Genomic DNA, 24,411 nt, shown 5'->3' with positions numbered 1-24,411 from the left:
TCTCAGGCCTCCAGACGGGCGGCGGCCAGGACGGCGCCGGAGCGGACGAGTTCTTCGGCGGCCGCGATCTCGGGCGCCAGGTGCCGGTCGGGGCCCGGGCCCGCGACCTTCGTGCGGAGCAGGTCGCGCACCGCGCCGGTGACCGGCGACGGTTCCAGCGGCGCGCGGAAGTCGAGCGCGCGGGCGGCGGTGAGCAGCTCGATCGCCAGCACCGTGTTCAGGCCTTCGACGGCCTTGCGCAGCTTGCGCGCCGCGGACCAGCCCATGGAGACGTGGTCCTCCTGCATCGCGCTGCTCGGGATGGAGTCGACCGACGCCGGCACCGCGAGCCGCTTCAGCTCGCTGACCACCGCGGCCTGGGTGTATTGCGCGATCATGTGCCCGGAGTCGACGCCCGGGTCGTGCGCGAGGAACGGCGGCAGGCCGGCCGAGCGCGCCTTGTCGAGCATCCGGTCGGTGCGCCGTTCGGCGATGCCGGCGACGTCGGCGACGGGGATCGCGAGGAAATCGAGTACGTACGCCACGGGCGCGCCGTGGAAGTTGCCGTTGGACTCGACACGGCCGTCGGGCAGTACCACGGGATTGTCCACAGCGGACCGCAGCTCACGGTCGGCCACGAGCTCGGCGTGCGCGAGCGTGTCGCGCGCGGCGCCGTGGACCTGCGGTGCGCAGCGCAGCGAGTACGCGTCCTGCACGCGGTTGCAATCAGGCCCGCGGTGGCTTTCGACGATCTTCGAGCCCTGCAGCGCCGCGAACATCCGCGCCGCGCTGACCGCCTGACCGGGGTGCGGCCGCAGCGCCTGCAGGTCGGCGGCGAAGGCCCGGTCGGTGCCCAGCAGCGCCTCGACGCTCATCGCCGCGGTGAGGTCCGCGACGTCGAGCAGGTTGTGCAGGTCGGCGGCCGCGAGCAGCAGCATGCCGAGCATGCCGTCGGTGCCGTTGGTGAGCGCCAGGCCTTCCTTCTCGGCCAGCACGACGGGCGCGATGCCGGCCGCGCGCAGAGCGTCGGCGGCGGGTTTGCGCTCGCCTTCGTGGTCCACTTCGCCTTCGCCCATCAGCGCGAGCGCGATCGCCGCCAGCGGCGCGAGGTCACCCGAGCAGCCGAGCGAGCCGTACTCGTGGACGACGGGGGTGATCCCCGCGTTGAGCAGGCCCGCAAGCGCTTGCGCCGTCTCCGGCCGCACGCCGGTGTAGCCGCTTGCGAGCGTGCGCAGGCGCAGCACCATCAGCGAGCGCACGACTTCTGTCTCCACCGCCGGCCCCGCGCCCGCGGCGTGCGAGCGGATGAGGCTGCGTTGCAGCGCGGTGCGGCTCTCCAGGGGGATGTGGCGCGTCGCGAGCGCGCCGAAGCCCGTCGAGACGCCATACGTGGGCGAGGTCGCGTGAGCGAGGTCCTCGATGTGCTGGCGGGTGGCGGCGAGGTTCTTCTCGGTCGCCTCGGTGAGCCCGACGTGCGCGTGTCCACGGACGACGTCGACGACGTCGGACGCGGTCATCGGCTTCGAGCCCAAGAGCACTGGTTCCGGCATGGTTGCCATTGAAACAACGATCAGCGCCCGGGCGGGAGAGCGGAGTTGGCGGTAGTGTCTGGTATCCAAGACACAGCGAGGTTGGAGCTTCGGTGCCTGGCACGAGTGTCCCGCTCGTGCACCAGTGGCGGAAGGAGCGAGGTGAGCAGTTCGGACGTTCCCGCCCTGCGCAACGGCCTTGCCGTGCTGCGGTTGCTCGCAGGCCACGCCGGTCCGGTGTCCGCGGCGACCGTCGCCCGGGACCTGCATCTGCCCCGTTCGACGACGTACCACCTGCTCAACGAGCTCGTCGCCGCCGGTTTCGTCGCCCACCTGCCTGCCGAACGCCGCTACGGCCTCGGGATCGCCGCGTTCGAGCTCGGGTCGGCGTACCTGCGCCACGACCCGCTCGAACGGCTGGCCGCGCCCCTGCTGCGCAAGCTCGTGGACCGCGTCGGCCACAGCGCGCACCTGGGCGTGCTGCACGGGAACGAGTCGCTGTACCTGATCAAGGAGCGACCGGCGCGGCCGGAAACCCTGGTCACCGACGTCGGCGTGCGGCTGCCCGGGCAGCTCACGGCGTCGGGGCGGGCGATTCTGAACCACCTGCCGGCCGCCCACGTCCGCGCGCTGTTCCCGATGGCGGCGTCGTTCGTGCTCCGGACCCGGCGTGGGCCGGATTCGCTGGCCGCCCTGCGCCGGACGTTGGCCGCGGAACGACGGCTCGGGTGGGCGGTCGAGGACGGTCACGTGACGGACGGGTTCGCGTCCGTCGCGGCGCCCGTGTTCGACCACGGGGCGCGGCCGATGGCGTCGATTTCGGTGACGCTGCGCCATCTTTGTCCCGACGACGGGCCGTGCGGCGAGACTTTTCCGGAGTTCGCGGCGGCGGTTGCCGAGACGGCCGCGGAGCTGACGAGCCGGATCGGGGGCACGACGCCGCAGTGAAAAGGCCCGCTTCGCCGCTCCTTGGATTCCAGGAGTGGCGAAGCGGGCCTTTCGACAGGCGAATCAGCGGTGCGAAGAGACCACCATCGCCGAGGTGCCGCCCCGGCGGACGGGTTCACCGGCCGCGAGGATCTTGCCGCCCGGCTTGAATTCCAGCCCGGCCGCGACACCGATGGAGCTGACCTGGCTGAAGCTCTGCCCCAGCGCTTCGAGCCCCTTCGTGGTGGGCAACGCGAGGAACGCCGGCTCCGCGTCGGACGTCTTCGCGTTGCGCTGCGACGCACGCGGCGCGGCGATCGCGTCCGGCAGGCTCATGCCAAGGTCGAGGCGGTTGACCAGGACCTGCAGCACCGTCGTGATGATCGTGGCGCCGCCCGGGGAGCCGACGGCGAGCACGGGCTTGCCGTCCTTGAGCACGATCGTCGGGGACATGCTGGACCGCGGGCGCTTGCCGGCGGCCGGCAGGTTGGGGTCGGCCGCGGTGCCCTGGGTGGGCGTGAAGTTGAAGTCCGTGAGCTCGTTGTTGAGCAGGAAGCCGCGGCCCGAGACGGTCATGCCGCTGCCGGCGAGCTGCTCGATCGTGTTGGTGTAAGAGACGACGTTGCCCCACTTGTCGCTGACGACGAAGTGGTTGGTGTGCTGCTCGTTGCTGTCGGACGAAGCGGCGGGCGCGGTCGTGCAGCCACCCTTGTGGGAGTACGGGTCACCGGGCGCGACGGGGCTCTGACCGGCCTTGTCCGGGTCGATCTGGCAGGCGCGCGTGGCCGCGAACTGCTTCGACAGGAGCTGCTGCTGCGGGACCTTCACGTACCGGGAGTCGCCGATGTAGCGGTTGCGGTCTGCGAACGCGAGGCGGCTGGCCTCCAGGTAGTGGTGCAGCGCCTGCGTGCGGTCCATCTTGGACAGGTCGTAGTTGCCGAGGATGTTGAGCGACTCCCCGACGGTGATGCCGCCGCTGGAGGACGGGGCCATGCCGTAGACGTCGTAGCCGCGGTAGTTCACGCGCGTCGGCGAGCCGTCGAGGGCACGGTAATCGCGCAGGTCCGACAGCTGCATCGGGCCGGACATCGGCTTGATCGGCGCGCCCTTGGCGAGCGGCGGGTTCTGGACGGTCTTGACGAGGTCGCGGCCGACGGAACCGCCGTAGAACGCGCCGATGCCCTGGCGGCCGATCTGGCGGTAGGTGTCGGCGAGGTCCGGGTTGCGGAAAACGGAGCCGACCTTCGGCGCGTCGCCGCCCGGCAGGAACAGCGCGGCGCTGGGCGCGAAGTGCGACAGCTTGTCCTTGAGCGAGGCCGTCTCGGAGGCGAACTCGGGGTTCACCACGAAGCCGTGTTCGGCGACCTGCACGGCGGGCTTGAGGTTGTCGGCGAGACTGAACTTGCCCCAGCGTTGCAGCGCGCGCTGCCACGTGGCCAGCATGCCGGGCACGCCCACGGACCGGCCGCTCTCGACGGCGGTCTCGAAGTCGTAGGCCTTGCCGGTGGCCGGGTCGACGAACATGTCGGACCCGTCGGCGGCCGGCGTGGTCTCACGCCCGTCGATGGTGGACACGCGCTTGGTCTTGGCGTCGTAGTAGACGAAGTAGCCGCCACCACCGGGCCCGGCGACGTACGGATCGGTCACCCCGAGCGTCGACGCCACGGCGACCGCGGCGTCGGCCGCCGTGCCCCCCTTGCGCAACACGTCGATGCCCGCCTGGGTGGACTCGAGGGTGTCCGAGACGACCGCCCCGCCGTACCCCTCGGCGACCGTCTGCTTGCCCCCTTGCTGCGCCTGGGCCGCGGGCACCGCGGTCCCCACGGCGACCCCCGCGGCCAGCAGAACGATGAGTATTCGACGACGGCGCATGGCACTCCCTTTCTCAGACCACTCAGGGCCTTCCGGGACTCCCGACGAGGTACGGACCACACCACGCGCTCGCCGGTGAGCTTCGTGGTCGGAGGTTTACCACCCGTTGGGCTTCGACAGGAAGCTGACTTGAGGCGGATTTAGGGTGGTTGCTCCGTACGCCCACTCTCGTCCCGTCTGCCCCACGCCGCACGCCGGGCTCACTCCCCTTGAGCAGCCACCTCCTTGATGCCCTCAGCCAGAGCGAGAACGAGATCCGAACTGCGGGCACGGCGAACCTCGGTGGCCAATCGCGCCAATACATCGTCATCGCCGACGATGTCGAGCAGCACGGCGACGCCCTCGTGGTCAAGCAGGCCAGGCATGTGTGAACCCAGAAGCCAGGCTCCCGCGAGCTGGGGGTCGAAGCCGTTCCGCTCGAGAACTTCGAGTTCCTCGTCGTATATGCGATCCAGGTATGGCCCGCACGAGTACCAGCCGATCATCATTCCGAGGTCGATGGCATCGTGCGTAGTCGTGAGGCGTCGATCCCACCAGGTCAGGAGCTTGAGCAAAGCCAAGGCCGGTACTGCGGGAACCTTGATGACGAGCCCACCGGGCAGGCGCACCTGCTCGGCTGTTGCCACAGCTTCGCTCAGGCCGCGGACATTCATCCGGTGGTCGTCGGGCCAGAGGATGGTCCGGTCTGCCCCCTCGATGCCACCGTAAGGCACCACATCAACCTCGACGCCCTCCACGAGGAACGAATGGAAGCTCCGGTCACGCCGTTCGAGTTGGCTCACGAACCGTTCGAAGTCGTCCCAGGTACCCATCGCAGCGGCGATGTCGATGTCCCGGGTGGCCCGTTCGGGTGGGCCACCAACCAGCCCGATCGACAGGATCGTGCGTGCGGTCGCCCCGACCACGAGATAGTCGACTTCTTCCCCGCGGGCGACGACATCCACCCGGGCCAGCACTCTCGCGGCGAGAAGAAGATCAGGTTCGGTCGATGCGCTTAAGTCGATCATCACCACTCCTGATCCGGTCTCCGTGCTCACGCTGGCGGGGATCGCCGGACGCCAGCAGGTCTGCGTAAATCAACGGGGCCGGCACAATCCAGGACTCCGGCTCGGGCGACTGCCAGAATCGCGTCCGGATATGTACGTTTGCGTCGTTTTCCGCCCGAGCCAGACGGTGCCGGCCGATGAGCTTGACCGGCAGCCGGTCGGCGTAGAGCGTGAGTGAGGCCGGCCGCAGATGCCGGTCGATGAGGCTCGCTCCCGCTTCCCCGCCGACCTGGACTCCCAGGGAGAGCATCTCCACTTTCGCCTTGCTCCACCACGAAAGGTCAGCCGTGACGAACTCGGCCAGGACGAGCGAGGAGGCCAGGGTGGTCGAGTAGGCCTCCGACCAACGATCGAGAAGCTCGGCTCCGTGAGCGAGCCGCCGCTCGTTCCGAGCCTCATACAGGTAGCCAGCACCGGAGAGCTCATCGATCACTGTCTTGACCGTGCCGAGCGAAACACCGCTTGTCTCAGCCAACCGACGGTACGGAAAGGCGATCGCCTCCGGCCAGCTGAGCAGGGCAAAAAGGACCTGAAGTCCGGCCCGGCCAAACGCCCGCGCACCTCGCAACGAGGTTCGTCCGGCAGACTTGGCGGGCTTGCGGCGGCCTCGGACGTCGATCAGGACGTCGTCCCAAACGAGGTGGGCATTGCCCGCGGTGTCCGCATAGTCGATCCCCCGGGAACGCAGCACCTCGGCGACCGGTTCGCCGAGGTGCGTGGTGAACAGCAGAGGCGGAAGGACCGGCGGAAAATGGACTGCCGTGGCAAGCTCCGCGGTCACCCGCTGCTTGGCCTCGACGACGTACGTCCGGGTGGCACCGGATGCCGTACTGAGCTTCACGACGGCATCCATCCGATGCCCTCGCAGCGCATCGGTCTCCCGCACCTCGGTGTTCAGCACTTCGACCCGGAGACCCAGTTCCTCGAGTCGGGAGCACACCTCGGCAGGCCAGCCCATCGCGTTCAGCAAACCTTCATGTTCATTCGAATTGAACATGCTCATATTTTGAACGCGACCACGCCTCCCCGCAACCTGCCACGCCGGACAGGCGCCCACCCGCACACAACAACCAGCCCGCGGGCCAACAAAGACGAAGCCCCCACCCCTACCACCCGCACCCGGCAACGCACGCCCCTCACCACAATGGGGCCTGGCAGCCGCACCCGGCAACGCACGCCACTCACCACGATGGGGGTCCGGGGGCCCGCCCCCGGGCGGGGTCTGGGGGTCGCACCCCCAGAAAAACACTCCGACACAAGAAAACCGGCTCAAGCTCCCCGCGAGCATGAGCCGGCCATTCTTGTGGAGGTGCCGGGAATTGAACCCGGGTCCTCTAGCGTCTTGACAGGGCTTCTCCGTGTGCAGTCCACTCTGTCTCTACTTGGCCCCTTCAGTCACGTGAACAAGCTGAAGTGACGAGCCCAGCCACTGTTTGCTTCCCAACCAGGCCCCGTGACCGGGACTGGCGGTGAGCCTCCTAGCTGATGCCGGCTACCGGGTCGGAGGCGATCCCGGGCCGACAGACTCACTCTGCTACTTAGGCAGCAAGAGCGAAGTCGCGCTGGCTATTGGCCTTGGCGCTTATTGGTTTGCGATGACGCTTGCGGTGGTCTCTCGCCTGCACCGACACGCTTCCCCTGACTCAACGTCCAGAGTCGAAACCGTTCACCCCCTTGTAGGTGCTGCATAACCTGACCATCATAACGCGTGCGGCAACCTGGTTGATTCCCGGAGGCGCGAGGAGGCACGGGGGCGGGGTGGGGCTGGCCCTACCCGGAACATGCCCGCGCGCCCCATTCAGGCGAGAGCCTTCCGAAGCGATGCTGAGCAGGTCGTTCGCTTGGAGAAGGAGCCCCGCCATGGTCACCGTGTCCGCCGCGAGGAGGCGCCACCCGCCGTTGGGTCGGGCGCTGGCGTTTCTGCTGCTCAACCTGCCCTTGGGCATCGTCTCGTTCACCCTCATCACGGTGCTGCTCTCGGCCGGCGCCGGGACGCTCGTCGTGTGGCTGGGGGTGCCGCTGCTGGGGCTGCTCGTCCTGCTGGCCCGCGGGGCCGGCCGGATGGAGCGGGCGCGGGTGTTTTCGCTGCTCGACACGTACGTGGACAGCCCGTATCTGCCGCTGCCGCCCACCGGCCAGCGCGCTCGCTGGACCACGCGGTTGAAGGACGGCGCCACGTGGCGCGACCTGTCGTACTTCTTCCTGCTCTTCCCCGTCGGTCTCGTCGAGTTCGTGCTGGTCGTGACGTTCTGGGCGACGAGCCTGGGCCTGGTCGCGCTGCCGATCTACTACCGCTTCCTGCCCGAGGGCGCCTGGTACTTCCCGGGATACGATGTGCGGTGGCTCACCGTCGACTCGACGGTGAGCGCGCTGCCCTGGGCGGCGCTGGGGGTCCTGTTCGTCGCCCTGTCCGTGGCGCTGACCAGGGGCCTGGCGGCACTGCACGGCGGGCTCGCCGTGGCTCTGCTGCGGCCGACCGTGTCCCAGCGCCGGCGCATGGAGCGCTCGTGGCAGGAACTCGACGAGACGAGCACGGTGACCGGATGACCACGGAGCAGCAGCTGCCGGAGCATCCCCGGCCGAACCCCGCGCGCACGATCGTCTACATGATCACGAGCTTCGTGTTCCGCCTGGTCCAGTTCGTGCTCATCGTGGTGGGCGCGACAGTGGGCGTCGGCACGGTCGTGGTCTGGGTCGGGTTCCCGATCCTGCTCGCGACCACGGCGTTCGTCCGCTGGTCGGGCGACGCGGAGCGCCGGTGGGCGCACACGATGCTGCGGACGCCACTCACCAAGGTCGAGCGGCTGCCGCTCGAGGGCCAGTCGATGACGCGCCGCTGGCTCACCCGCCTCACCGACCCGACGACGTGGCGTGACCTCGCGTACCTGATGATCGCGTTCCCCCTGGCCTGCGTGGAGCTGCCGGTGGCGATCGCGTCGATCGTGCTGCTGCCGATGGCGATCTGGGTGACGCCGTGGCTGGGCTGGCTCCACGGCAATCTCGCCCTGTCCCTCCTGGGCCCGAACCGCACGAAGAAGCTCGAGGAAAAGGCCGAGCACCTGCAGGCCTCCCGAGCCCGTGGCGTCGACGCGGCCGAGGCCGAGCGGCGACGCATCGAGCGCGACCTGCACGACGGCGCACAGCAGCGGCTCGTCGCCGTCGCCATGAGCCTCGGGCGCGCGAAGTCGAAGTTCGACAACGACCCCGCTGCCGTGCGCGACCTCATCGACGAGGCCCACGCCGACGCCAAACTCGCCGTCTCCGAGCTGCGCGACCTCGCCCGGGGCATCTATCCCGCCGTGCTCGGCGACCGCGGCCTCGACGCCGCGCTTTCGGCCCAGGCCGCGAAGTCGCCGATCCCGGTCGACGTGAGCGTGGACGTCGAGCCCCGCCCGCCGGCCGCGGTGGAGACCACCGCGTACTTCATCGTCGGCGAGACGCTCACCAACATCGCCAAGCACTCCGGCGCCACCGAGGCGGTCGTGAAGGTGTGGCGCAGCGAGACGCACGTGATCGTCGAGATCACCGACAACGGGCACGGCGGCGCCGAGGTGCGTCCCGGCGGCGGGCTCGCGGGCCTGGCCGACCGCGCCGCGACCATCGACGGCGTGATCACCGTGGTCAGCCCCGTCGGCGGACCGACCGTGATCCGGGCGGACCTGCCGTGTCAATGGTGACCCGCTCGTGAGTGAATAGCCCCGGAGCTTTTCTCTCACGAGCCTGGGGGCCTGATGCGAGTAGTGATCGCCGAAGACGCCGTGCTGCTGCGGGCGGGGGTCACGCGCCTGCTCGCCGACGAGGGCATCGAGACCGTCGCCGCCGTCGACAACGGTGACGACCTGCTCGGCGCGGTCACCGAACACCGGCCCGACCTCGCGATCGTCGACGTGCGCATGCCGCCGACGTTCACCGACGAAGGTCTGCGCGCCGCCCTCGCCGCGCGCGCCGCCGTGCCCGGCTTGCCCGTGCTGGTGCTTTCGCAATACGTCGAGGAGAGCTACGCCGTGGAGCTGCTCTCCGGTGGCGCCGGCGGGGTGGGTTACCTGCTCAAGGAACGCGTCGCCGACGTCGCCGACTTCCTCGACGCCGTGCGCCGCGTCGCGGGAGGCGGCACCGCGATCGACCCGGACGTGATCGCGCAGCTGATGGCCCGCGGGCGCCGCAACCCGCTCGACGCGCTCACCGCGCGCGAATCGGAAGTGCTGGGCCTGATGGCACAAGGGTTGTCGAACACGGCGATCGCCAACCGGCTCGTGGTGTCGCACGGTGCCGTCGAAAAGCATATCGGCAACATCTTCTCCAAGCTCGGTCTCGAAGCCAGCTCGGAAGAACACCGGCGGGTGCGAGCGGTCCTGACGTACCTGGGCCGCTGACGGCCGTCACCCGTATTGGCGGCAGCACGCGCGTGAGGGCCTCGCTTACCATGGACCAATGTCTGGTGAGGAGTTCCCGGTGACCGACCGCAGCGTCCGCTTCTTCGGCGGTCCGCTCGACGGCCGTGTCCAGGAGCTCGCAGACGAGGAACCGGTCCCAGGCACGATCGTGCGCCACATCCACCTCCACGGCGGTCCGAAGATCGAGACGCTGTACGAGCTCGGCATGACCGACCACGGCTGGGAGTACCGCGTGAGCGCCACCACGCACTCGGAACCCTCGCACTCCGAACCGGAGTCCGACGGCCTGAGGTAGGGACAACCCCCGTATCGACCACGGGCTGGCCGGAGGTCGAACTCGGCGGCTCACCCCGCTGTCTCAAAAGCCCGCGGCGACCAGCCTTAGAGGCATGACGACGAGCCTGCTGCGGGTCAGCACACCGGTCGCTCCCGGCGGCCGCGACAAGTTCCTCGACGTGGTGCGGGCAGGCGCGATCCTGGCCGTGATCACGCAGCACTGGGTGATGCCGGTGCTTTCCTACTCCCACGGCACGCTGGTGACGGGCAACGCGCTCGCGACGCCCGGCTGGTGGGTCGTGACGTGGCTTTCGCAAGTGATGCCATTGGTCTTCTTCGCCGGCGGCGCGGCGAACCTGATCTCCTTGCGCCGCGCGGAATCCTCCCGCGCGTGGCTCGCCGCGCGCGTCCGAAGGCTGCTGGTGCCGGTGCTTCCGCTGCTGGCCGTGTGGCTCGTGGTGCCGGATCTGCTGCAGGGCATGGGAATTCCGGCGCAGCCGCTGCAGGTGGCGAGCTCGATCGCCGCGCAGCTGCTGTGGTTCCTGTCCGTCTACCTGCTCACGGTGCTGCTCACGCCGCTGATGGTCGCGGCGCACCGCCGCTGGGGCCTGTGGGTGCCGCTGGTGATGGCCGTGGCGGGCGCGCTCGTCGACGTCGCGCGATTCGCCGACCTCGGCCTGATCGGGTACGTCAACGCGGTGTTCGTATGGGTCGCCGTGCACCAGCTCGGTTTCGCTTACGTGGAAGGCCGGCTCGGTGAGCTGACCCGCCGTGGCGCGCTCGCGTTGTCCGCCGCCGGTTTCGGGGTCACGGCGCTACTGGTCGCGTTCGGTCCGTACCCGGCCAGCATGATCGGCATGCCGGGCGCGCCGGTGTCGAACATGAGCCCGCCCACCGTGTTGCTGCTGTTCCTGGCCGTGGGTCAGCTCGGTCTGCTGCTCGCGTTCCGCCCGCAACTCAACGCGCTGGCCGCCCGGCCTGGTGTGGGCACCGCGCTGAGCTGGATCGGCGCGCGGTTCATGAGCGTGTACCTCTGGCACATGCCGGCGCTGATCGTCGTCTCCGGCGTGACGGTGCTCGGCCTCGGGTACGCGACGCCGGCGCCCGGTTCGGTGCTGTGGCTCGTGATGGCACCGGCCTGGTTCGCGCTGTGCGCCGCCGTGCTGCTCGTGCTGCTGCGGTTGTTCTCCCGCTTCGAAACGCAGCGCGACGACGTGGTGGTCACCGCTCGGACGCCGCAGCTCGTGCTGGCCGGGCTGCTCGCGTCCGGTGGCCTGCTCGGGCTCGCCGCGCACGGGTTCCAGCCGCTGAGCGAAGGCTTCGCCCACGGCCCGATCCCCTGGGTCGTGCTGCTCGCCACCGGGTTCGCGCTGGCCGGCCGTCAGGTGTCGCTGACGCCGCTGCTCGGCCGGGCCGTCGCGATCACGGAGGCGGCGAAGATCAAACGCTGAGCAGCTTCGCGGGGGTGTCGTGCAGCACGGCCCGCAGGAACGGCTCCCCCAGGCGATCGTCGGCCGCCCAGCCGGCGATCGCCTGCAGCTGCGTGGCGTAGGAGTACGGGATGTTCGGGAAGTCCGTACCCAGCACCACGCGGTCGGCGAACTCGACGAGCCGGTCGGTCCAGTCGGGCGGCAGCGGCGACATCTTCTGCGCGAACGGCACGCCGACCATCGTGGTGTCGATGTGCACGCGCGGGAAGCGCGCCATCAGCTCGAACGCGCTGGTGAACTCGGGCATCGCCGCGTGGGCCAGCACGGCCGTGAGGTTCGGGTGCCGTTCGAGGACCTCGGCGAACACGTTCAGGCCCGTGAAGTCGCCGCGCAGCGGCCCATGTCCACAGTGGACGACGACGGGCACGCCCGCGTCGGCCAGCGAACCCCACACCGGCTTCAGCAGGTCGTCTCGCGGGTCGTACTTGCCGACCTGCACGTGGGCCTTGAAGCACCGCGCGCCGGCCCGCAGGGTGGCGTCCACTGAGGACGCGGCGGCCGGCTCGGGGTAGAACGTGCCCGTGGGCACCGCTTCGGGCACCTGCTCGGCGAACTCCAGCACCCACGACGTGAGCCACTCCGCCATCCCCGGCTTGTGCGGGTAGACCAGCGGTGCGAACTGCGTCACACCCAGCTCGCGCAGGGTCTGCACGCGCTCCTGCTCCGCCGTCCGGTAGTGCACCGGCCATTCGGTGCCGTAGTGCTCCTGCGCCTGATCGAAGTAGGCCCAGACCTTGTCCATCACGGACTTCGGCAGGAAGTGCACGTGCATGTCGACGAGCCCGTCGAGGCCGAGGGCAGCGGTCCACCGAGCGACGTCGGCGTCCGAGGTAGGACCGAGCGTCACTCCGTGAACCGGCCCTTCAGCGCGCGGCCCATGGCCTTGCTGATGGCGCGTTCGGCGTCGCGTTTGGCCAGCGTCTGGCGCTTGTCGTAGGCCTTCTTGCCCTTGGCCAGCGCGATCTCGACCTTGACCTTGCCGTCCTTGAAGTACATCGACAGCGGCACCAGCGAGAGGCCGCTCTCCTTCGTCTTGCCGATCAGCTTCTCGATCTCGCCGCGGTGCAGCAGCAGCTTGCGCGTGCGCCGCGGCGTGTGGTTGGTCCAGGTGCCCTGCGTGTACTCCGGGATGTGCACGTTGCGCAGCCACACCTCGCCGTCGTCGACGGTCGCGAACGCGTCGGCGAGCGAGGCCTTGCCCTCCCGAAGGCTCTTCACCTCCGTGCCCTGGAGCACCAGTCCCGCTTCGTAGGTGTCCAGGATGGAGTAGTCGTGCCGAGCCTTGCGGTTCGACGCGATGACCTTCTGTCCACGTTCCTTGGGCATGATGTCAACTCTACGTGGTTTTCCCCGCGGGAGCCGACAGGGTTTCCCCGCACCGCTCCCCTGGTCAGGACACCGCGCTGGGCCACCGATCCGGCGTGCCGGACTCGTCGGCCTGGATGCAGCTCCGCAGCTGCGGCAACCGTGGAGACGGGCCGACGCCCAGCTCACCTTCGAGCCTCGCGTGCAGCTCGTCGAGGCGGTGCGCGGCCGGCAACACGCAGGCGCGGGCGGCCAGCCCCTCGAACCGCACGGCGTCGAAGCCGGTGGTCGCCGTCGTCCGCCCCGACGGTCCCCTGCACGCGCTGCCGGCACCGTCCCAGGTGGACGAATTGGACGCCGTACTGGCCGCCGTGGGCTGAAAACGACAACGCCGCGTGGGCTGGACCGAAATCCTGCCCACGCGGCGTCGAGGCGAAACTAGTGGCGGACGTACAGGCGGAGCGTGACGTACCCGGTGATCGCCGAGATCACAACCGACACGGCCAGCAGCATCGGCGCCACGGGGAACAGCAGCTCCAGCGTGGTGATCTGCGGGAAGACCTCACCGGTGAGCACGGAGTCGAGGAACGTGAGCTTGGCAGCCAGCAGGAACAGGATGCCGAGCACGGCACCGACCACGCCGGCGACCACCGCCTCCAGGAGGAACGGTAGCTGTGTGTACCACCGGGTCGCGCCGACCAGCCGCATGATGCCGACCTCCGTGCGCCGGGTGAACGCCGACACCTGGATGGTGTTCGCGATCAGCAGCAGCGCCGCGATGGCCATGATGAGCGCGATCCCGAACGCGATGTTGCGGATGCCGTTGAACACGTTGAACACGCGGTCGAGGAACTTCTTCTGGTCGTCGACCTTGCGCACACCGGGCTTGCCCGAGTACTCCGCGATGATCGCGGCGCTGCGGTCCGGGTCCTTCAGCTTCACCTGCAGCGACGCCGGCAGCGCCTCCGGGCCGGTGAGCTCCAGCAGCTCGGGCTGGCTCGCGAAGATCTTCTTGAACCGGTCGTAGGCCTGGTCGCGGTTCTCGTACACCACAGACTCGACGCCGGGGTTGTTCTGCAGCGACTCGCGCAGCCCGCTGCACAGCGGCTGCGAGCAGTTCTTGTCGTTGGCGCTGATGTCCTCGACCAGACTGACCTGGACCTCGACCTCGGCGAGGAAGTTCGCCTTCATCTTGTCGATCGTCCGCACGGCCAGGAGGCCACCGCCGAGCATGGCGAGGGAGACCGCCGTGGTGAGGATCATCGCGATGGTCATCGTGACGTTCCGGCGCAAACCGGTGAGGACCTCGCTGAAGACGAAACTGGCACGCATCGCAGGTGTCTGTCCCTTGTTGGGTCGGGGCTGTCGGGGAAGGCGGGCGGCGGGTCGCTCAGCGACCGATGCCGTACACCCCGCGGGCGTCGTCGCGGATCACGCGGCCGAGCTGCAGCTCGACGACCCGGCGGCGCATCGAGTCCACGATGGAGTGGTCGTGGGTGGCCATCAGCACGGTCGTGCCCGTGCGGTTGATGCGCTCCAGCAGCAGCATGATGTCCTGGCTCGTGTCGGGATCCAGGTTCCCGGTCGGCTCGTCGGCCAGCAGCACCAGCGGCCGGTTCACGAACGCGCGCGCGATCGCCACGCGCTGCTGCTCGCCACCGGAGAGCTCGTTGGGCAGGCGGTCGGCCTTGCCCTCCAAGCCCACGAGCTCCAGCACCTCCGGCACGACCTTCTTGATGGTCAGGCGCGGCTTGCCGATCACCTCGAGCGCGAACGCGACATTCTCGGCCACGGTCTTGTTGGCCAGCAGGCGGAAGTCCTGGAAGACGCAGCCGATCGTCTGGCGCAGGCGGGGGACCCTGCGCCGCGCGAGCTTGGCGACGTCGAAGTTGGACACCATCACGCGGCCCTTGCTCGGGACCTCTTCGCGCAGCAACAGGCGCAGGAACGTCGACTTCCCGGAACCCGAAGGGCCGATGAGGAAGACGAACTCACCCTTGTCGATCTCGACCGACACCCGTTCGAGGGCAGGACGGGTCGAGGTCTTGTAGACCTTGGAAACCTCTTCGAGCCGGATCACGGTTCGGCATACTACCCATGGGCCTCGTTAAGCCCGGGTTGCCCGTGCCCCCGAAACGAGCAAGGGACCCCCGCCGTCGCCAAGCGTGGCGTTTGCCGCGCCGGACGGTAGCTGAAGTCCCTTGCCCCGGAATCGGTTCCGGGTGTCGACAGTGGATCCCTGCCGCCTGTTTCGATCAGGCGACAGTGGACTCACGCAGCCGGTGGTTACGCGACCGCGGCCTGCTTGCGCCAGCGGATGCCCGCCTCGAGGAAGCCGTCGATCTCGCCGTCGAGCACGGCGCTCGGGTTGCCGACCTCGAAGTCGGTGCGCAGGTCCTTGACCATCTGGTACGGGTGCAGCACGTACGAGCGCATCTGGTTGCCCCAGCTGGAGCCGCCGTCCTTGAGGGCGTCCATTTCGGCCCGCTCCTCTTCCTTCTTGCGCAGCATCAGGCGGGCCTGAAGGACCTTCAGCGCCGCGGCCTTGTTCTGCAGCTGCGACTTCTCGTTCTGGCAGGAGACGACGATGCCGGTCGGCAGGTGCGTGATGCGCACCGCGGAGTCGGTGGTGTTCACGCTCTGTCCACCGGGGCCCGACGAGCGGTACACGTCGACGCGGATGTCCTTCTCCGCGATATCGACGTGGTCGACCTCCTCGACCTCCGGCAGCACCTCGACGTGGGCGAAGGACGTCTGGCGGCGGCTCTGGTTGTCGAACGGCGAGATCCGCACCAGGCGGTGCGTGCCCTGCTCGACCGAGAGGGTGCCGTAGACGTACGGGGCGCTCACCTTGAACGTCGCCGACTTGATGCCCGCCTCTTCGGCGTAGGAGATGTCGTAGACGTCGGTGGGGTAGCCGTGGCGCTCGGCCCAGCGCAGGTACATGCGCAGCAGCATCTCGGCCCAGTCGGCCGCGTCGACGCCGCCTGCCTCCGCGCGGATGGTGACGACGGCGTTGCGGTCGTCGTACTCACCGGACAGCAGTGTGCGGACCTCGAGCGCGTCGACGTCCTTGCCGAGGTCGGTGAGCTCGCCTTCCGCCTCCTGCATGCTGCCGGCGTCGCCCTCGGCCTCGGCCAGCTCGTAGAGCACGCCCAGGTCGTCGAGGCGCGAACGCAGGTCGGAGACGCGGCGCAGCTCGCTCTGGCGGTGCGAGAGCTGGCTGGTGACCTTCTGCGCCTCCTCCGGGTTGTCCCAGAGGGTGGGGCTGGAGGCCTGGCTCTCGAGCTCCGCGACCTGCGCACGCAGCGCATCGAGGTCCATCACCGACTCGATCTGCGTCAGCTTGCCGGTCAGGTCCTTGAGGGCCGCATCGAACTCATCACTCACGTTTACCAAGGTTACGGCAAAACCCACGACCGGTTGCGAACCGGTCGTGGGCTGTGGCGTGGGTCAGGCCGACGGGATGGCGTCGAGCAGCTTCAGAGCGGCCTTGGCCTGCGCCTGCGCGAATTCGGCGACGGCCTTGGCGTAGGGGCCGTCGGCCGACTTGGTGGCCGTCCTGGCCTCGTCGAGCTGCACCTGGTAGGTGCCGCGGGCGGTCTCGAGCAGAGCGGTGCGCTGCTTCGCCGTGAGCGAACCGGCGTGCACGAGCCGCAGGATGAGCGGGCTGCGCAGGTGGTCGGGACCGGCCTCGGACGTGAGCCACGTCTTGAAGGCCTTCTTGCCGGCCGCGGTCAGCACGTACTGCTGGCTCGAGCGCGGACCCTGCTTGCCCAGCCGGACGAGGCCCTCCTTGGACAACGCCGGGAGCTCGCGGTAGACCTGGCTGCGGGTGACACTGAAGAAGGCGCCGAAGCGCTCGTCGGCTCCCGCGACCAGCTGCCCGCCCGTGGCGGGACCGTCGTGGAGGAGACCGAGCAGAGCGGCGGCTGTTGCATTCAATTCGGACACACCTCTACGTTCCCACTTCTTCGGCGGTATGTCCACAGTGGCCTCGGGATCTGTCCATTGTGGCTAGTGTTATCCCCTCGTTCGGCCCAATCCGGAAGCAGGTCCACTGTGGACCCGGACACGCTCCGCAACCGCGAGGGCGCTAGTTCCGGCGCAAAACGACCAAGGGGTCCGAGCGCAACCACCACCCGAGCGAACCGGCAGGTCAGCGCACGAAAAAGCCCGGCTTGCACCATGTGCAAACCGGGCTTTTCGACAGTAGCGGGGACAGGATTTGAACCTGCGACCTCTGGGTTATGAGCCCAGCGAGCTACCGAGCTGCTCCACCCCGCGTCGTTGTGTTAATAGATTACATGGGGGCTCCAGGGGTTTTCAGGCACCCCCACTTAAGGGCTTTGCGATGTCTCCACCTGCGACGATGGCCCGTCGAGCCACAGCCGGGCCCCGGCGAGCACGATGGCCAGCCCATCGGAAAATCCGGCTTCGGGGTCGCCCAGCACAGCGGCGGCCGCGTCGTCGGGGCCGTAGCGCTCGTCCCGCTGGCCGCGCACCGGGTACACGGCCTGCTCTTCGATGGTGAACCCGATCACGAAGCTGTAAACGGCGAAGTGCGCCCGGGCGGCGCGCACGGGGTCGAGCCCGGCGTCGATCCGCTCCTGCAGCGGAGGCGGGCCGACCAGGCTCGTGTCGGTGAGGAACGTGCCGGAGAAGACCTTCGCACCGTCGCGGTAGGTCAACAGCGCGTCGCGCAGACGCGTGGCCAAGTGCTCCAGGCGCTGCCACGCGTCGAGCCCGTCCGGTGGCACGCGCTCGGCCGCGGCGTCGGCGAGCATCTGCGTGGCCATCTCGTCGAGCAGCTCCTGCTTGTTCTTGACGTGCCAGTACAGCGCGGGCGCCTTCACGCCGAGGTCGCCGGCGATCAGGCGCAGCGTCAGTCCGTTGAGGCCCACCTCGTTGAGCAGGCGCAGTCCCGAGCGCGCGATGTCCCGCCTGGTCAGTGCCACGGGTTACCTCCTTGACAATTTAACGATGTTAAGGGCACTGTGGCGACGGGTCAATTTAACAAAGTTAAGGAGTGGTCATGAACGAGCTGCACGCCGATGTCGTCGTCGCCGGGGCCGGCCCGACGGGCCTGATGCTGGCGGCCGAGCTGCGCCTGGCCGGCGTCGACGCCGTGGTGGTCGAGCGGCTGCCCGAGCGCACCGGCCTGTCGAAGGCGCTGAACCTGCAGCCGCGCACGGCGGAGGTGCTGGACCTGCGCGGACTGCTGCCGAGAGCGGAGGAACGCGCGTTCGCCACCGTCCAGGAGGGACACTTCGCTGCCGTCCCGATCAGCTACGCGGGGTGGGACACGCGGCGCCCGTACCAGCTGGGCATCCCGCAGGCGCAGGTCGAGGAGCTGCTGGAAGAGCGGTTCTCGGAACTCGGCGGCAAGGTGCTGCGCGGGCACGAGCTGGTGGGGCTGTCGCAGGACGCTTCGGGCGTTCGCGTGGTCACGCCGGAGCTCGTCTTGAGCTGCCGCTACTTGGTCGGCTGCGACGGCGGCCGCAGCACCGTGCGCAAGCTGCTGGACGTGCCCTTCGAAGGCGAGGACGGCAACGGCTACGGCGTGGTCGCCGACGTCGTCGTCGACCGCGTCCCCGACCGCGCGGCCGGCACGTGGACGTCGATGCGCGGAATGGTCCAGTCCACCGGCGCCACGGGTTTCTGCGGCCTCATCCCCCTCGCCGAGCCGCTCCTGTACCGCCTGACCTTCGGCGATCGCGCCCGGCGACCCGCGACGTTCGGCTCACCGGTCACCGAGGCCGAGGTCCACACGGCCTTCGCGGCGACCTACGGCCCGGCGGTGATCAAGGAAATCCGCTGGATGTCCCGCTTCTCCGACGCGTCCCGCCTGGCCGCGCAGTACCGCGTCGGCCGCGTCCTCCTCGCCGGCGACGCCGCCCACATCCACTTCCCCGCCGGCGGCCAGGGCCTCAACCTGGGCGTTCAGGACGCCGCCAACCTGGGCTGGAAGCTCGCCGCGGCCCTCAACGGCTTCGACGACGTGCTCGACACGTACGAGCCCGAACGCCGCGCCGTCGGGGCCGCCGTGCTCGACAACGTGGCGGCCCAGAACGGCCTCATCCCGCAAAGCCGCTCCAGCCGCGCCCTGCGCGCGCTCTTCACCACGCTCGCCGACCTGCCCGAGGTGTCCCACCACCTGTCCGGCCTGGTCTCCGGCCTCGCCGTCCGCTACCCCGCGCCCCCGCACGCCCACCCGCTCACCGGCACCCGCCTCCCCGACTTCCGTCTCCCCGGCGGCGCCTGGGCCAGCACCCTGTTCCACACGGGCCACCACGTTCTGCTCACCACCCCGGGCGCCGACCTGTCAGGCCTGCCTGCGGTTCCGGGCCCACTGTCCACAACGGACCTCCCGGACCTGCCGTTTGCTTCGGCCGCCTTGGTCCGTCCGGACGGCTACTTCGCCTGGCTGCCCGTCACCTGATCGCGACGGGCAGCGTTTGCAGGCCCCGCAACGTCACCGTCTCTGCCCACGCCGGCTCGCCGGCCAGCCGCAGCTCCGGCGCCCGGCGCGCGAGCTCCCGCAACACCGTGCGCCCCTGCAGCCTCGCCAGCGGAGCGCCCAGGCAGAAGTGAATCCCACGCCCGAAAGCCAAATGCCGCCCCGGCGCGCGGGTGATGTCGAACCGGTCCGGCTCGTCGCGCACTCGCGGATCCCGGTTCGCCGCGCCCACCAACACGAGCACCGTCGTCCCCGCCGCCAGCTCGACGCCGCCCAAAGTCGTGTCGGTCAGGGCCGTTCTCATCGTCAGCTGGATCGGCGAGTCATACCGCAAAATCTCCTCGACGGCCCCCTCGGCCAACGCCGCATCGCGCGCCTGATCTCGAGCCAGAGCCGCGTACTGCTCCGGATTCCGCAGCAACGCCAACACCCCGTTGCCGATCAGGTTCGTCGTCGTCTCGTGCCCGGCCACGAGCAACAACGTCAACGTGACCAGCAACTCCCCCTCACTGAGCCGTTCCCCCTCATCCGACACCGCCACGAGCGCCGACAACAGGTCGTCCGCCGGAGCCCTTCGCCGCTCAGCCGCCAACTCCCTGAAGTACGCCACGAACTCCCGCCGCGCCCGCGCCGCCGCCTCCGCAACTCCGGGCCCCAGCAAGAACCCGGGCTCCGCCGCCCGCGCCATCGCCCCCGACCACGCCCCGAACCGCTCCCGATCCTCGACCGGCACCCCCAGCAGCTCCGCGATCACCGTCACCGGCAAGGGCACTGCCAGCTCCACCATCAGGTCGCTCTCGCCGGCCTCCACCACCCGACCGACGAACCTCCCCACCAACTCCTCCACGCGCGGCACCAGCCCCTCCACCGTCCGCGCCGTGAACGCCTTCCCCACCAACTTCCGCAACCGCGTGTGATCCGGCGGATTCAGGAACGCGAACGCCCTCACCACGCGTCCGGCCTCATCCACCGGCAAATCCGGATCCCCACCTCCGACCACCTCCGGCTCCGGATGCCCGAACTCCGCCCCCGTCACCACCCGCTCGGCCTCCCCGAACCCGAGCACCACCACAACCCCTTCAGCGACCCGCACCACAGGCGCCCGCCCCCGCCATTCCCCATACGCCCCATACGGATCCGCCCCCCTCGCCGCCCCGACCAACTCCCCCAACGTCAACGCCAACCCCGCGGACCCCACACCTTCACCCATCCCCGCACCCTATTCCCGCCCCACCCCAACACCCCCCGCTACTCGCGGGGGCCGTCTGGAGCGGCAATGTGAGCGGGCTGAGGGATCCACGGTCCCGTCCGGAGGACCACGCGCAGGGAGAGCTACCGGATCGGCCCGAATGGTGTGCGGAATCCCCACGGCCGGCGCTGCGAAGGAGCCGCCCCGCAGGGCCAAAGAGTCAGGGCGTACGAGGAGAAAGACGGCCCTCTCTCGATTGCGCTCCAACCCCAGCAACAACTCACCAACGGCCACCGCACCACCCCAGGCAACTCACTGCGGAAGCCAAAGGGCACAGCCCCTCACCAACCGCACATCACAACCCACGCAACCTCACCGTGAGTTCCCAGCGGCACAGCACAACGACCACCGACCACATCGCCACCCGAGACACCACACCCACCAACGCGAGTCAGGACGTTCCCTCACGCCCAGGCCAACCCACCAAGCGCCCCAACACAGCTCAGCCACCAACCAGCCCCGAACCTTCACCGCTCACCAACCGCCACCCCACACAACTCACCAGGGGTTCCAAGGCAGCTCAGCCACTGGCGAGCCCGAAAGTTAACTCACCACCCACCACCACCTCACCACCCAAGGCGACCTCACCGGGGGGTCCAGGGGGGCGAAGCCCTCCCTGGCGGGGGTCCGGGGGTTCGACCCCCGGGGAAAACACGAAAGAGGCCCGGCTTGCGATCTCCGCAAGCACGGGCCTCCTACCTCTGTAGCGGGGACAGGATTTGAACCTGCGACCTCTGGGTTATGAGCCCAGCGAGCTACCGAGCTGCTCCACCCCGCGTCGTGACACCTACCTTACGCCTGGGTTTCAGCCAGGTGCAAAGCGGGTGCCACTACCGTTCGCGAGGTCACCCGCCGGGTTGCTGCGGGGCGCCGCTGCCGGACGGCGGGGTGGCGGGTTTGGCCGCCTCGTACCGCTTCGCCGCGTCGTCGAGGGCCGCGAGGGCGGTGCCTTGATCAGCGAAGTTGCCCGACTGTTGCGCGGCCTTGAGCTTCGCCAGCGCCGACTGGATGTCGGTCACCGCCTTGTCGAGGGCCGGGTTCGAGCCGCCCGAGTTGGCCGGCGGGGTGGTCGGCGTGGTCGGCGACGTTGAGGTCGGCGGTGTCGACGAGGACGGTGGTGCCCCTTCGACCGGTGTGGTCGCCGCCACACCGGTGCCCTTGCCGAACACCTGGTCCAGTGCCTCGTTGAGCGTCGGCGCGTAGCCGACCTTCGAGCCGAACGACACCAGGATGCGGGCCAGCTGCGGGTAACTCAGCTGGTTGCGCTGTCTGATGTACACCGGTTCGACGTAGAGGAACCCGTCGGCGACCGGCAACGTGATCATGTTGCCGTAGATGGGGATCACGTTGGGGTTGTTGAGCAGTGTCCGGTCCGAAGCGACCTGTTGGTCGCTCTGGAACCTGTTCTGCACCTGAACCGGCCCGTCCACTTGATTCGCACCGGTGATCGTGGGTAGTCGGAGCACGCGGATGGTGCCGTAATCCCCGGGATCGGACGACACCGACATCCACGACGCGAGGTATTGCCGTTGCAGACCGGTGAGCCCGCTGGTCAGCTGGAACGTCGGTGTGCCTTCACCCGCTGCGTCGGCGAGGACGTAATAGCCGGGTTGGTTGGCAACGTTCGCCGCCGCTGTGGTCGCGCTGCCGTCTTCCGTCGGGTCCTGCGGAACGCTCCAGAACGACTGCTGCGCGTAGAACTGCTGTGGGTTGTCCACGTGGTACCGGGCGAGCAGCTCACGCTGGACCTTGAACAGGTCCTCGGGGTAACGGAAGTGCGCACGCAGGTCCGGCGGGATCTCCGAGCTCGGCTTCACCAGGCCCGGGAACACCTTCTCCCACGCGTTGAGCACGGGTTCCTTGTCGTCGATCGAGTACAGGGTGACCGTGCCGTCGAACGCGTCGACGGTCGCCTTCACCGAGTTGCGGATGTAGTTGATCGAGTTGTTGGCCTGGCGCGTGACGCCGTTGAGCGAATCGTTGGTGGCGTCGCCGAGCTGCGTCTGCTGCGCGTACGGGTAGTTGTTCAGCGTGGTGTACCCGTCGACGATCCACACGATCTTGCCGTTGACGACCGCCGGGTACGGGTCGCCGTCGAGCGTCAGCCACGGCGCGACCTTGCTGACGCGGTCACGCGGGGTGCGGTTGTACATGATCTTCGAGCCGTCGCCGATGGCGTCGGAGAAGAGGATGTTGCGCTCGCCGTACTCGGCCGCGAAGGCGAGCCGGTTGAACCAGTTGTCGAGCGGGACGCCGCCCGTGCCGTTGTAGTAGTAATTCTTCTGGTCCGGGGAGTCGGACTCGCCCGGCGCCTTGCCGGGGGTGCCGCCGACGATCGCGTAGTCGTTCTGGTCGGCCAGCTCGCCGTAGTAGATGCGTGGCTGGTCGACCTTGATGCCGGGCTTGCCACCGACCGAGCCGGCACCGGTGGGGTTCTTCGTGTCACTGGTGCCGATGAGCGGGTAGCCGGCGCTGCTCGTGTCGGACACGTCCGTGACAGCGCGGTTGATGGTGTTGGCCGGCGCGGCGACGAAGCCGTTGCCGTGGGTGTACACGAGGTGCTTGGTGATCCAGTTGGTCTGGTTGCCCGTGAGCCCGTCGGTCTTGATCTCCTTGGCCGCCACGATGTAGTCCTGCGTGGAGCCGTTGACGGTGTAGCGGTCGATGTCGAGCTTCGCCGGGAAGCCGTAGTAGTTCTGGCCGCCGGCGAGCTGGGTGTAGGTGTCGGACAGCACGTTCGGGTCGAGCAGCCGGATGTTGGACACGGTGCCCGTGTCGGCCTTCACCTGGTCCTGGCTCGCCTGGTTGCTGCCCTTGTAGTCCTCGTACTTCACGTTCGTCAGCCCGAACGCCGAGCGCGTCGCGTCCATGTTGCGCTGGATCGACGTCGCTTCCTTGTCGTTCGCGTTCGGCTTCACCGAGAACTGGTCGAGGATCGCGGGCCACGCGACACCCACCAGAACGCCCGAAAGGATCAGCAGCACGAGCGCGATCGCCGGCAGCTGCAGGTTGCGCAGGAACGCGCCCGCGAAGAACGCGATCGCGCAGATCACCGAGATGCACAGCAAGATCAGCTTCGCCGGCAGCACCGCGTTGAGGTCGGTGTAGGTGGCGCCGTTGAACAGCGGCATGTCGCGGTCGGACAGCAGCAAGTTGTACCGGTCGAAGAAGTACTCGGCCGCCTTCAGCAGCACGAAGATGCCGACGGTGATGGCGAGCTGGGCGCGCGTCGGGCCCGCCAGCTGGCCGCCGCGGCCGGCGAGGCGGATGCCGCCGAAGATGTAGTGGGCGATCAGCGCGCCGAAGAACGAGACGACGACCGTGACGAACAGCCAGCCGAGCAGCCAGTTCACGAACGGCAGGGTGAACGCGTAGAAGCCGATGTCGATCCCGAACTGCGGGTCTTTCTGGCCGAACGACGTGCCGTTGAGGAACAGCTGGATCGTCTGCCAGTCGCCCATCGCGGACGCGCCGGCGATGAGTCCGGTGATCACCGGGATGCCGATGCCGAACAGCCGGATGCGGCTCACGATCATCGAGCGGTAGCGCGAGAGCGGGTCGTCGCTGCCCGAGACGGGCACGAACACCGGACGCGTGCGGTAGGCGATGATGAGGCTGATCGCGAGTGAACCGCCCACGAGGAGCCCGACGGCCACGAAGAGGACTATCCGGGTGAGGAGTTCCGTGGTGAACACCGAGCGCGCGTGGACCTCGCCGAACCACAGCCAGTCGACGTAGGTGTCGAGCAGTCTCACACCCAGCAGCAGCGCCAGCACGATCACCGCGGCGATGATGAGGAGAATCCTGCTGCGGCGGGACAGCTTCAGGCTCACCGGGGGCCGAGTCGCCACGGCAACGCTCCTGTCTTCGTGAACACGTTCGCG

The 24,411-nt window shown here is 68.9% G+C and carries 21 protein-coding genes, 2 tRNA genes and 1 other RNA gene; 7 read left to right on the top strand and 17 right to left on the bottom strand.

Annotation, left to right across the window (positions count from 1 at the left end):
* Positions 1–2: 2 nt before the first annotated feature.
* On the bottom strand, positions 3–1,529 hold the full coding sequence (gene hutH, locus ABZU76_RS09675; RefSeq protein ID WP_354866887.1) for a histidine ammonia-lyase: 1,527 nt from the start codon (positions 1,527–1,529) through the stop codon (positions 3–5).
* Between the two features lie 141 nt (positions 1,530–1,670).
* On the opposite strand from hutH, the gene ABZU76_RS09670 reads away from it, so the two are divergent.
* The gene (locus ABZU76_RS09670) at positions 1,671–2,456 is read left to right on the top strand and encodes an IclR family transcriptional regulator (RefSeq protein ID WP_354866885.1); all 786 of its coding nucleotides are present in this window, start codon (positions 1,671–1,673) and stop codon (positions 2,454–2,456) included.
* A gap of 63 nt (positions 2,457–2,519) precedes the next feature.
* Here the strand turns inward: ABZU76_RS09670 and ggt are convergent, their stop codons facing one another.
* The 4 genes from ggt to ssrA all read right to left on the bottom strand — a co-directional run bounded on the left by ggt (position 2,520) and on the right by ssrA (position 7,027).
* Positions 2,520–4,307: a gamma-glutamyltransferase gene (gene ggt, locus ABZU76_RS09665; protein ID WP_354866883.1), complete on the bottom strand. Its 1,788-nt coding sequence runs from the start codon at positions 4,305–4,307 to the stop codon at positions 2,520–2,522.
* Positions 4,308–4,507: 200 nt separating this feature from the next.
* Complete coding sequence (locus tag ABZU76_RS09660; RefSeq protein ID WP_354866881.1) at positions 4,508–5,314, bottom strand: hypothetical protein; 807 nt, start codon at positions 5,312–5,314, stop codon at positions 4,508–4,510.
* Positions 5,283–6,350: a type IV toxin-antitoxin system AbiEi family antitoxin gene (locus ABZU76_RS09655; RefSeq protein ID WP_354866879.1), complete on the bottom strand. Its 1,068-nt coding sequence runs from the start codon at positions 6,348–6,350 to the stop codon at positions 5,283–5,285. The genes ABZU76_RS09660 and ABZU76_RS09655 overlap by 32 nt, the downstream gene beginning before the upstream one ends.
* Positions 6,351–6,654: 304 nt before the next feature.
* Positions 6,655–7,027, bottom strand: a transfer-messenger RNA (tmRNA) gene (gene ssrA / locus ABZU76_RS09650).
* Between the two features lie 186 nt (positions 7,028–7,213).
* Between ssrA and ABZU76_RS09645 the strand changes: the two genes are divergently transcribed.
* The 5 genes from ABZU76_RS09645 (at position 7,214) to ABZU76_RS09625 (ending at position 11,474) form a co-directional block, all read left to right on the top strand.
* The gene (locus tag ABZU76_RS09645; protein WP_354866877.1) at positions 7,214–7,900 is read left to right on the top strand and encodes a sensor domain-containing protein; all 687 of its coding nucleotides are present in this window, start codon (positions 7,214–7,216) and stop codon (positions 7,898–7,900) included.
* A complete protein-coding gene (locus ABZU76_RS09640; RefSeq protein WP_354866875.1) occupies positions 7,897–9,030 on the top strand; it encodes a sensor domain-containing protein in 1,134 nt (377 codons plus the stop codon). Before ABZU76_RS09645 ends, ABZU76_RS09640 begins: the two co-directional genes overlap by 4 nt.
* A 54-nt stretch (positions 9,031–9,084) precedes the next feature.
* Positions 9,085–9,726, top strand: coding sequence for a response regulator transcription factor (locus ABZU76_RS09635; protein WP_354866873.1), 642 nt, complete (start codon positions 9,085–9,087; stop codon positions 9,724–9,726).
* A 79-nt stretch (positions 9,727–9,805) separates the two neighbouring features.
* Entirely contained in the window at positions 9,806–10,042 is a 237-nt protein-coding gene (locus ABZU76_RS09630) for a hypothetical protein (RefSeq protein ID WP_354866871.1), read from the top strand.
* A 94-nt stretch (positions 10,043–10,136) separates the two neighbouring features.
* On the top strand, positions 10,137–11,474 hold the full coding sequence (locus tag ABZU76_RS09625; RefSeq protein ID WP_354866869.1) for an acyltransferase: 1,338 nt from the start codon (positions 10,137–10,139) through the stop codon (positions 11,472–11,474).
* On the opposite strand, the gene ABZU76_RS09620 is transcribed toward ABZU76_RS09625, so the two are convergent.
* The 9 genes from ABZU76_RS09620 to ABZU76_RS09580 all read right to left on the bottom strand — a co-directional run bounded on the left by ABZU76_RS09620 (position 11,464) and on the right by ABZU76_RS09580 (position 17,776).
* Positions 11,464–12,360 carry an amidohydrolase family protein gene (locus ABZU76_RS09620; protein WP_354866867.1) on the bottom strand — a complete coding sequence of 299 codons (897 nt, stop codon included), beginning with the start codon at positions 12,358–12,360 and terminating at the stop codon, positions 11,464–11,466. The genes ABZU76_RS09625 and ABZU76_RS09620 overlap by 11 nt on opposite strands.
* Positions 12,357–12,839: an SsrA-binding protein SmpB gene (smpB, locus tag ABZU76_RS09615; protein WP_354866865.1), complete on the bottom strand. Its 483-nt coding sequence runs from the start codon at positions 12,837–12,839 to the stop codon at positions 12,357–12,359. The genes ABZU76_RS09620 and smpB overlap by 4 nt, the downstream gene beginning before the upstream one ends.
* Positions 12,840–12,903: 64 nt before the next feature.
* Positions 12,904–13,089: a hypothetical protein gene (locus ABZU76_RS09610; RefSeq protein WP_354866863.1), complete on the bottom strand. Its 186-nt coding sequence runs from the start codon at positions 13,087–13,089 to the stop codon at positions 12,904–12,906.
* Between the two features lie 167 nt (positions 13,090–13,256).
* Entirely contained in the window at positions 13,257–14,150 is an 894-nt protein-coding gene (gene ftsX, locus ABZU76_RS09605) for a permease-like cell division protein FtsX (RefSeq protein WP_220246575.1), read from the bottom strand.
* Between the two features lie 58 nt (positions 14,151–14,208).
* A complete protein-coding gene (gene ftsE, locus ABZU76_RS09600; RefSeq protein ID WP_220246574.1) occupies positions 14,209–14,898 on the bottom strand; it encodes a cell division ATP-binding protein FtsE in 690 nt (229 codons plus the stop codon).
* 206 nt (positions 14,899–15,104) lie between these two features.
* Complete coding sequence (gene prfB / locus ABZU76_RS09595; RefSeq protein WP_354866860.1) at positions 15,105–16,208, bottom strand: peptide chain release factor 2; 1,104 nt, start codon at positions 16,206–16,208, stop codon at positions 15,105–15,107.
* A 63-nt stretch (positions 16,209–16,271) separates the two neighbouring features.
* Positions 16,272–16,772, bottom strand: coding sequence for a helix-turn-helix transcriptional regulator (locus ABZU76_RS09590; protein WP_220246572.1), 501 nt, complete (start codon positions 16,770–16,772; stop codon positions 16,272–16,274).
* Between the two features lie 259 nt (positions 16,773–17,031).
* A tRNA-Met gene (locus ABZU76_RS09585) sits at positions 17,032–17,105 on the bottom strand.
* Positions 17,106–17,158: 53 nt separating this feature from the next.
* Positions 17,159–17,776: a TetR/AcrR family transcriptional regulator C-terminal domain-containing protein gene (locus ABZU76_RS09580; protein WP_354866858.1), complete on the bottom strand. Its 618-nt coding sequence runs from the start codon at positions 17,774–17,776 to the stop codon at positions 17,159–17,161.
* A 77-nt stretch (positions 17,777–17,853) separates the two neighbouring features.
* Between ABZU76_RS09580 and ABZU76_RS09575 the strand changes: the two genes are divergently transcribed.
* Positions 17,854–19,260, top strand: a complete 1,407-nt coding sequence (locus ABZU76_RS09575) for an FAD-dependent monooxygenase (protein ID WP_354866856.1) — start codon at positions 17,854–17,856, stop codon at positions 19,258–19,260.
* Here ABZU76_RS09575 and ABZU76_RS09570 read toward each other — a convergent pair.
* The 3 genes from ABZU76_RS09570 to ABZU76_RS09560 form a co-directional block, all read right to left on the bottom strand.
* Entirely contained in the window at positions 19,253–20,461 is a 1,209-nt protein-coding gene (locus ABZU76_RS09570) for a cytochrome P450 (RefSeq protein WP_354866854.1), read from the bottom strand. The genes ABZU76_RS09575 and ABZU76_RS09570 overlap by 8 nt on opposite strands.
* Positions 20,462–21,231: 770 nt before the next feature.
* Positions 21,232–21,305, bottom strand: a tRNA-Met gene (locus tag ABZU76_RS09565).
* 67 nt (positions 21,306–21,372) lie between these two features.
* Positions 21,373–24,360, bottom strand: a complete 2,988-nt coding sequence (locus ABZU76_RS09560; RefSeq protein WP_354867599.1) for a UPF0182 family protein — start codon at positions 24,358–24,360, stop codon at positions 21,373–21,375.
* Positions 24,361–24,411 lie beyond the last annotated feature (51 nt).

This window comes from Amycolatopsis sp. NPDC005232 (genome assembly GCF_040607795.1).
GTDB lineage: Bacteria > Actinomycetota > Actinomycetes > Mycobacteriales > Pseudonocardiaceae > Amycolatopsis.
The sequence above is the reverse complement of the archived record's forward strand: the minus strand, read 5'-3'. Positions and strand labels throughout refer to the sequence as shown.

What these genes read in the sequence shown, in the direction of transcription:
- hutH (WP_354866887.1), bottom strand. Translation starts at nt 1,529, where the DNA reads ATGCCGGAACCAGTGCTCTTGGGCTCGAAGCCGATGACCGCGTCCGAC.
- ggt (WP_354866883.1), bottom strand. Translation starts at nt 4,307, where the DNA reads ATGCGCCGTCGTCGAATACTCATCGTTCTGCTGGCCGCGGGGGTCGCC.
- ABZU76_RS09660 (WP_354866881.1), bottom strand. Translation starts at nt 5,314, where the DNA reads ATGATCGACTTAAGCGCATCGACCGAACCTGATCTTCTTCTCGCCGCG.
- ABZU76_RS09655 (WP_354866879.1), bottom strand. Translation starts at nt 6,350, where the DNA reads ATGTTCAATTCGAATGAACATGAAGGTTTGCTGAACGCGATGGGCTGG.
- ABZU76_RS09645 (WP_354866877.1), top strand. Translation starts at nt 7,214, where the DNA reads ATGGTCACCGTGTCCGCCGCGAGGAGGCGCCACCCGCCGTTGGGTCGG.
- ABZU76_RS09640 (WP_354866875.1), top strand. Translation starts at nt 7,897, where the DNA reads ATGACCACGGAGCAGCAGCTGCCGGAGCATCCCCGGCCGAACCCCGCG.
- ABZU76_RS09635 (WP_354866873.1), top strand. Translation starts at nt 9,085, where the DNA reads ATGCGAGTAGTGATCGCCGAAGACGCCGTGCTGCTGCGGGCGGGGGTC.
- ABZU76_RS09625 (WP_354866869.1), top strand. Translation starts at nt 10,137, where the DNA reads ATGACGACGAGCCTGCTGCGGGTCAGCACACCGGTCGCTCCCGGCGGC.
- smpB (WP_354866865.1), bottom strand. Translation starts at nt 12,839, where the DNA reads ATGCCCAAGGAACGTGGACAGAAGGTCATCGCGTCGAACCGCAAGGCT.
- ftsX (WP_220246575.1), bottom strand. Translation starts at nt 14,150, where the DNA reads ATGCGTGCCAGTTTCGTCTTCAGCGAGGTCCTCACCGGTTTGCGCCGG.
- ABZU76_RS09575 (WP_354866856.1), top strand. Translation starts at nt 17,854, where the DNA reads ATGAACGAGCTGCACGCCGATGTCGTCGTCGCCGGGGCCGGCCCGACG.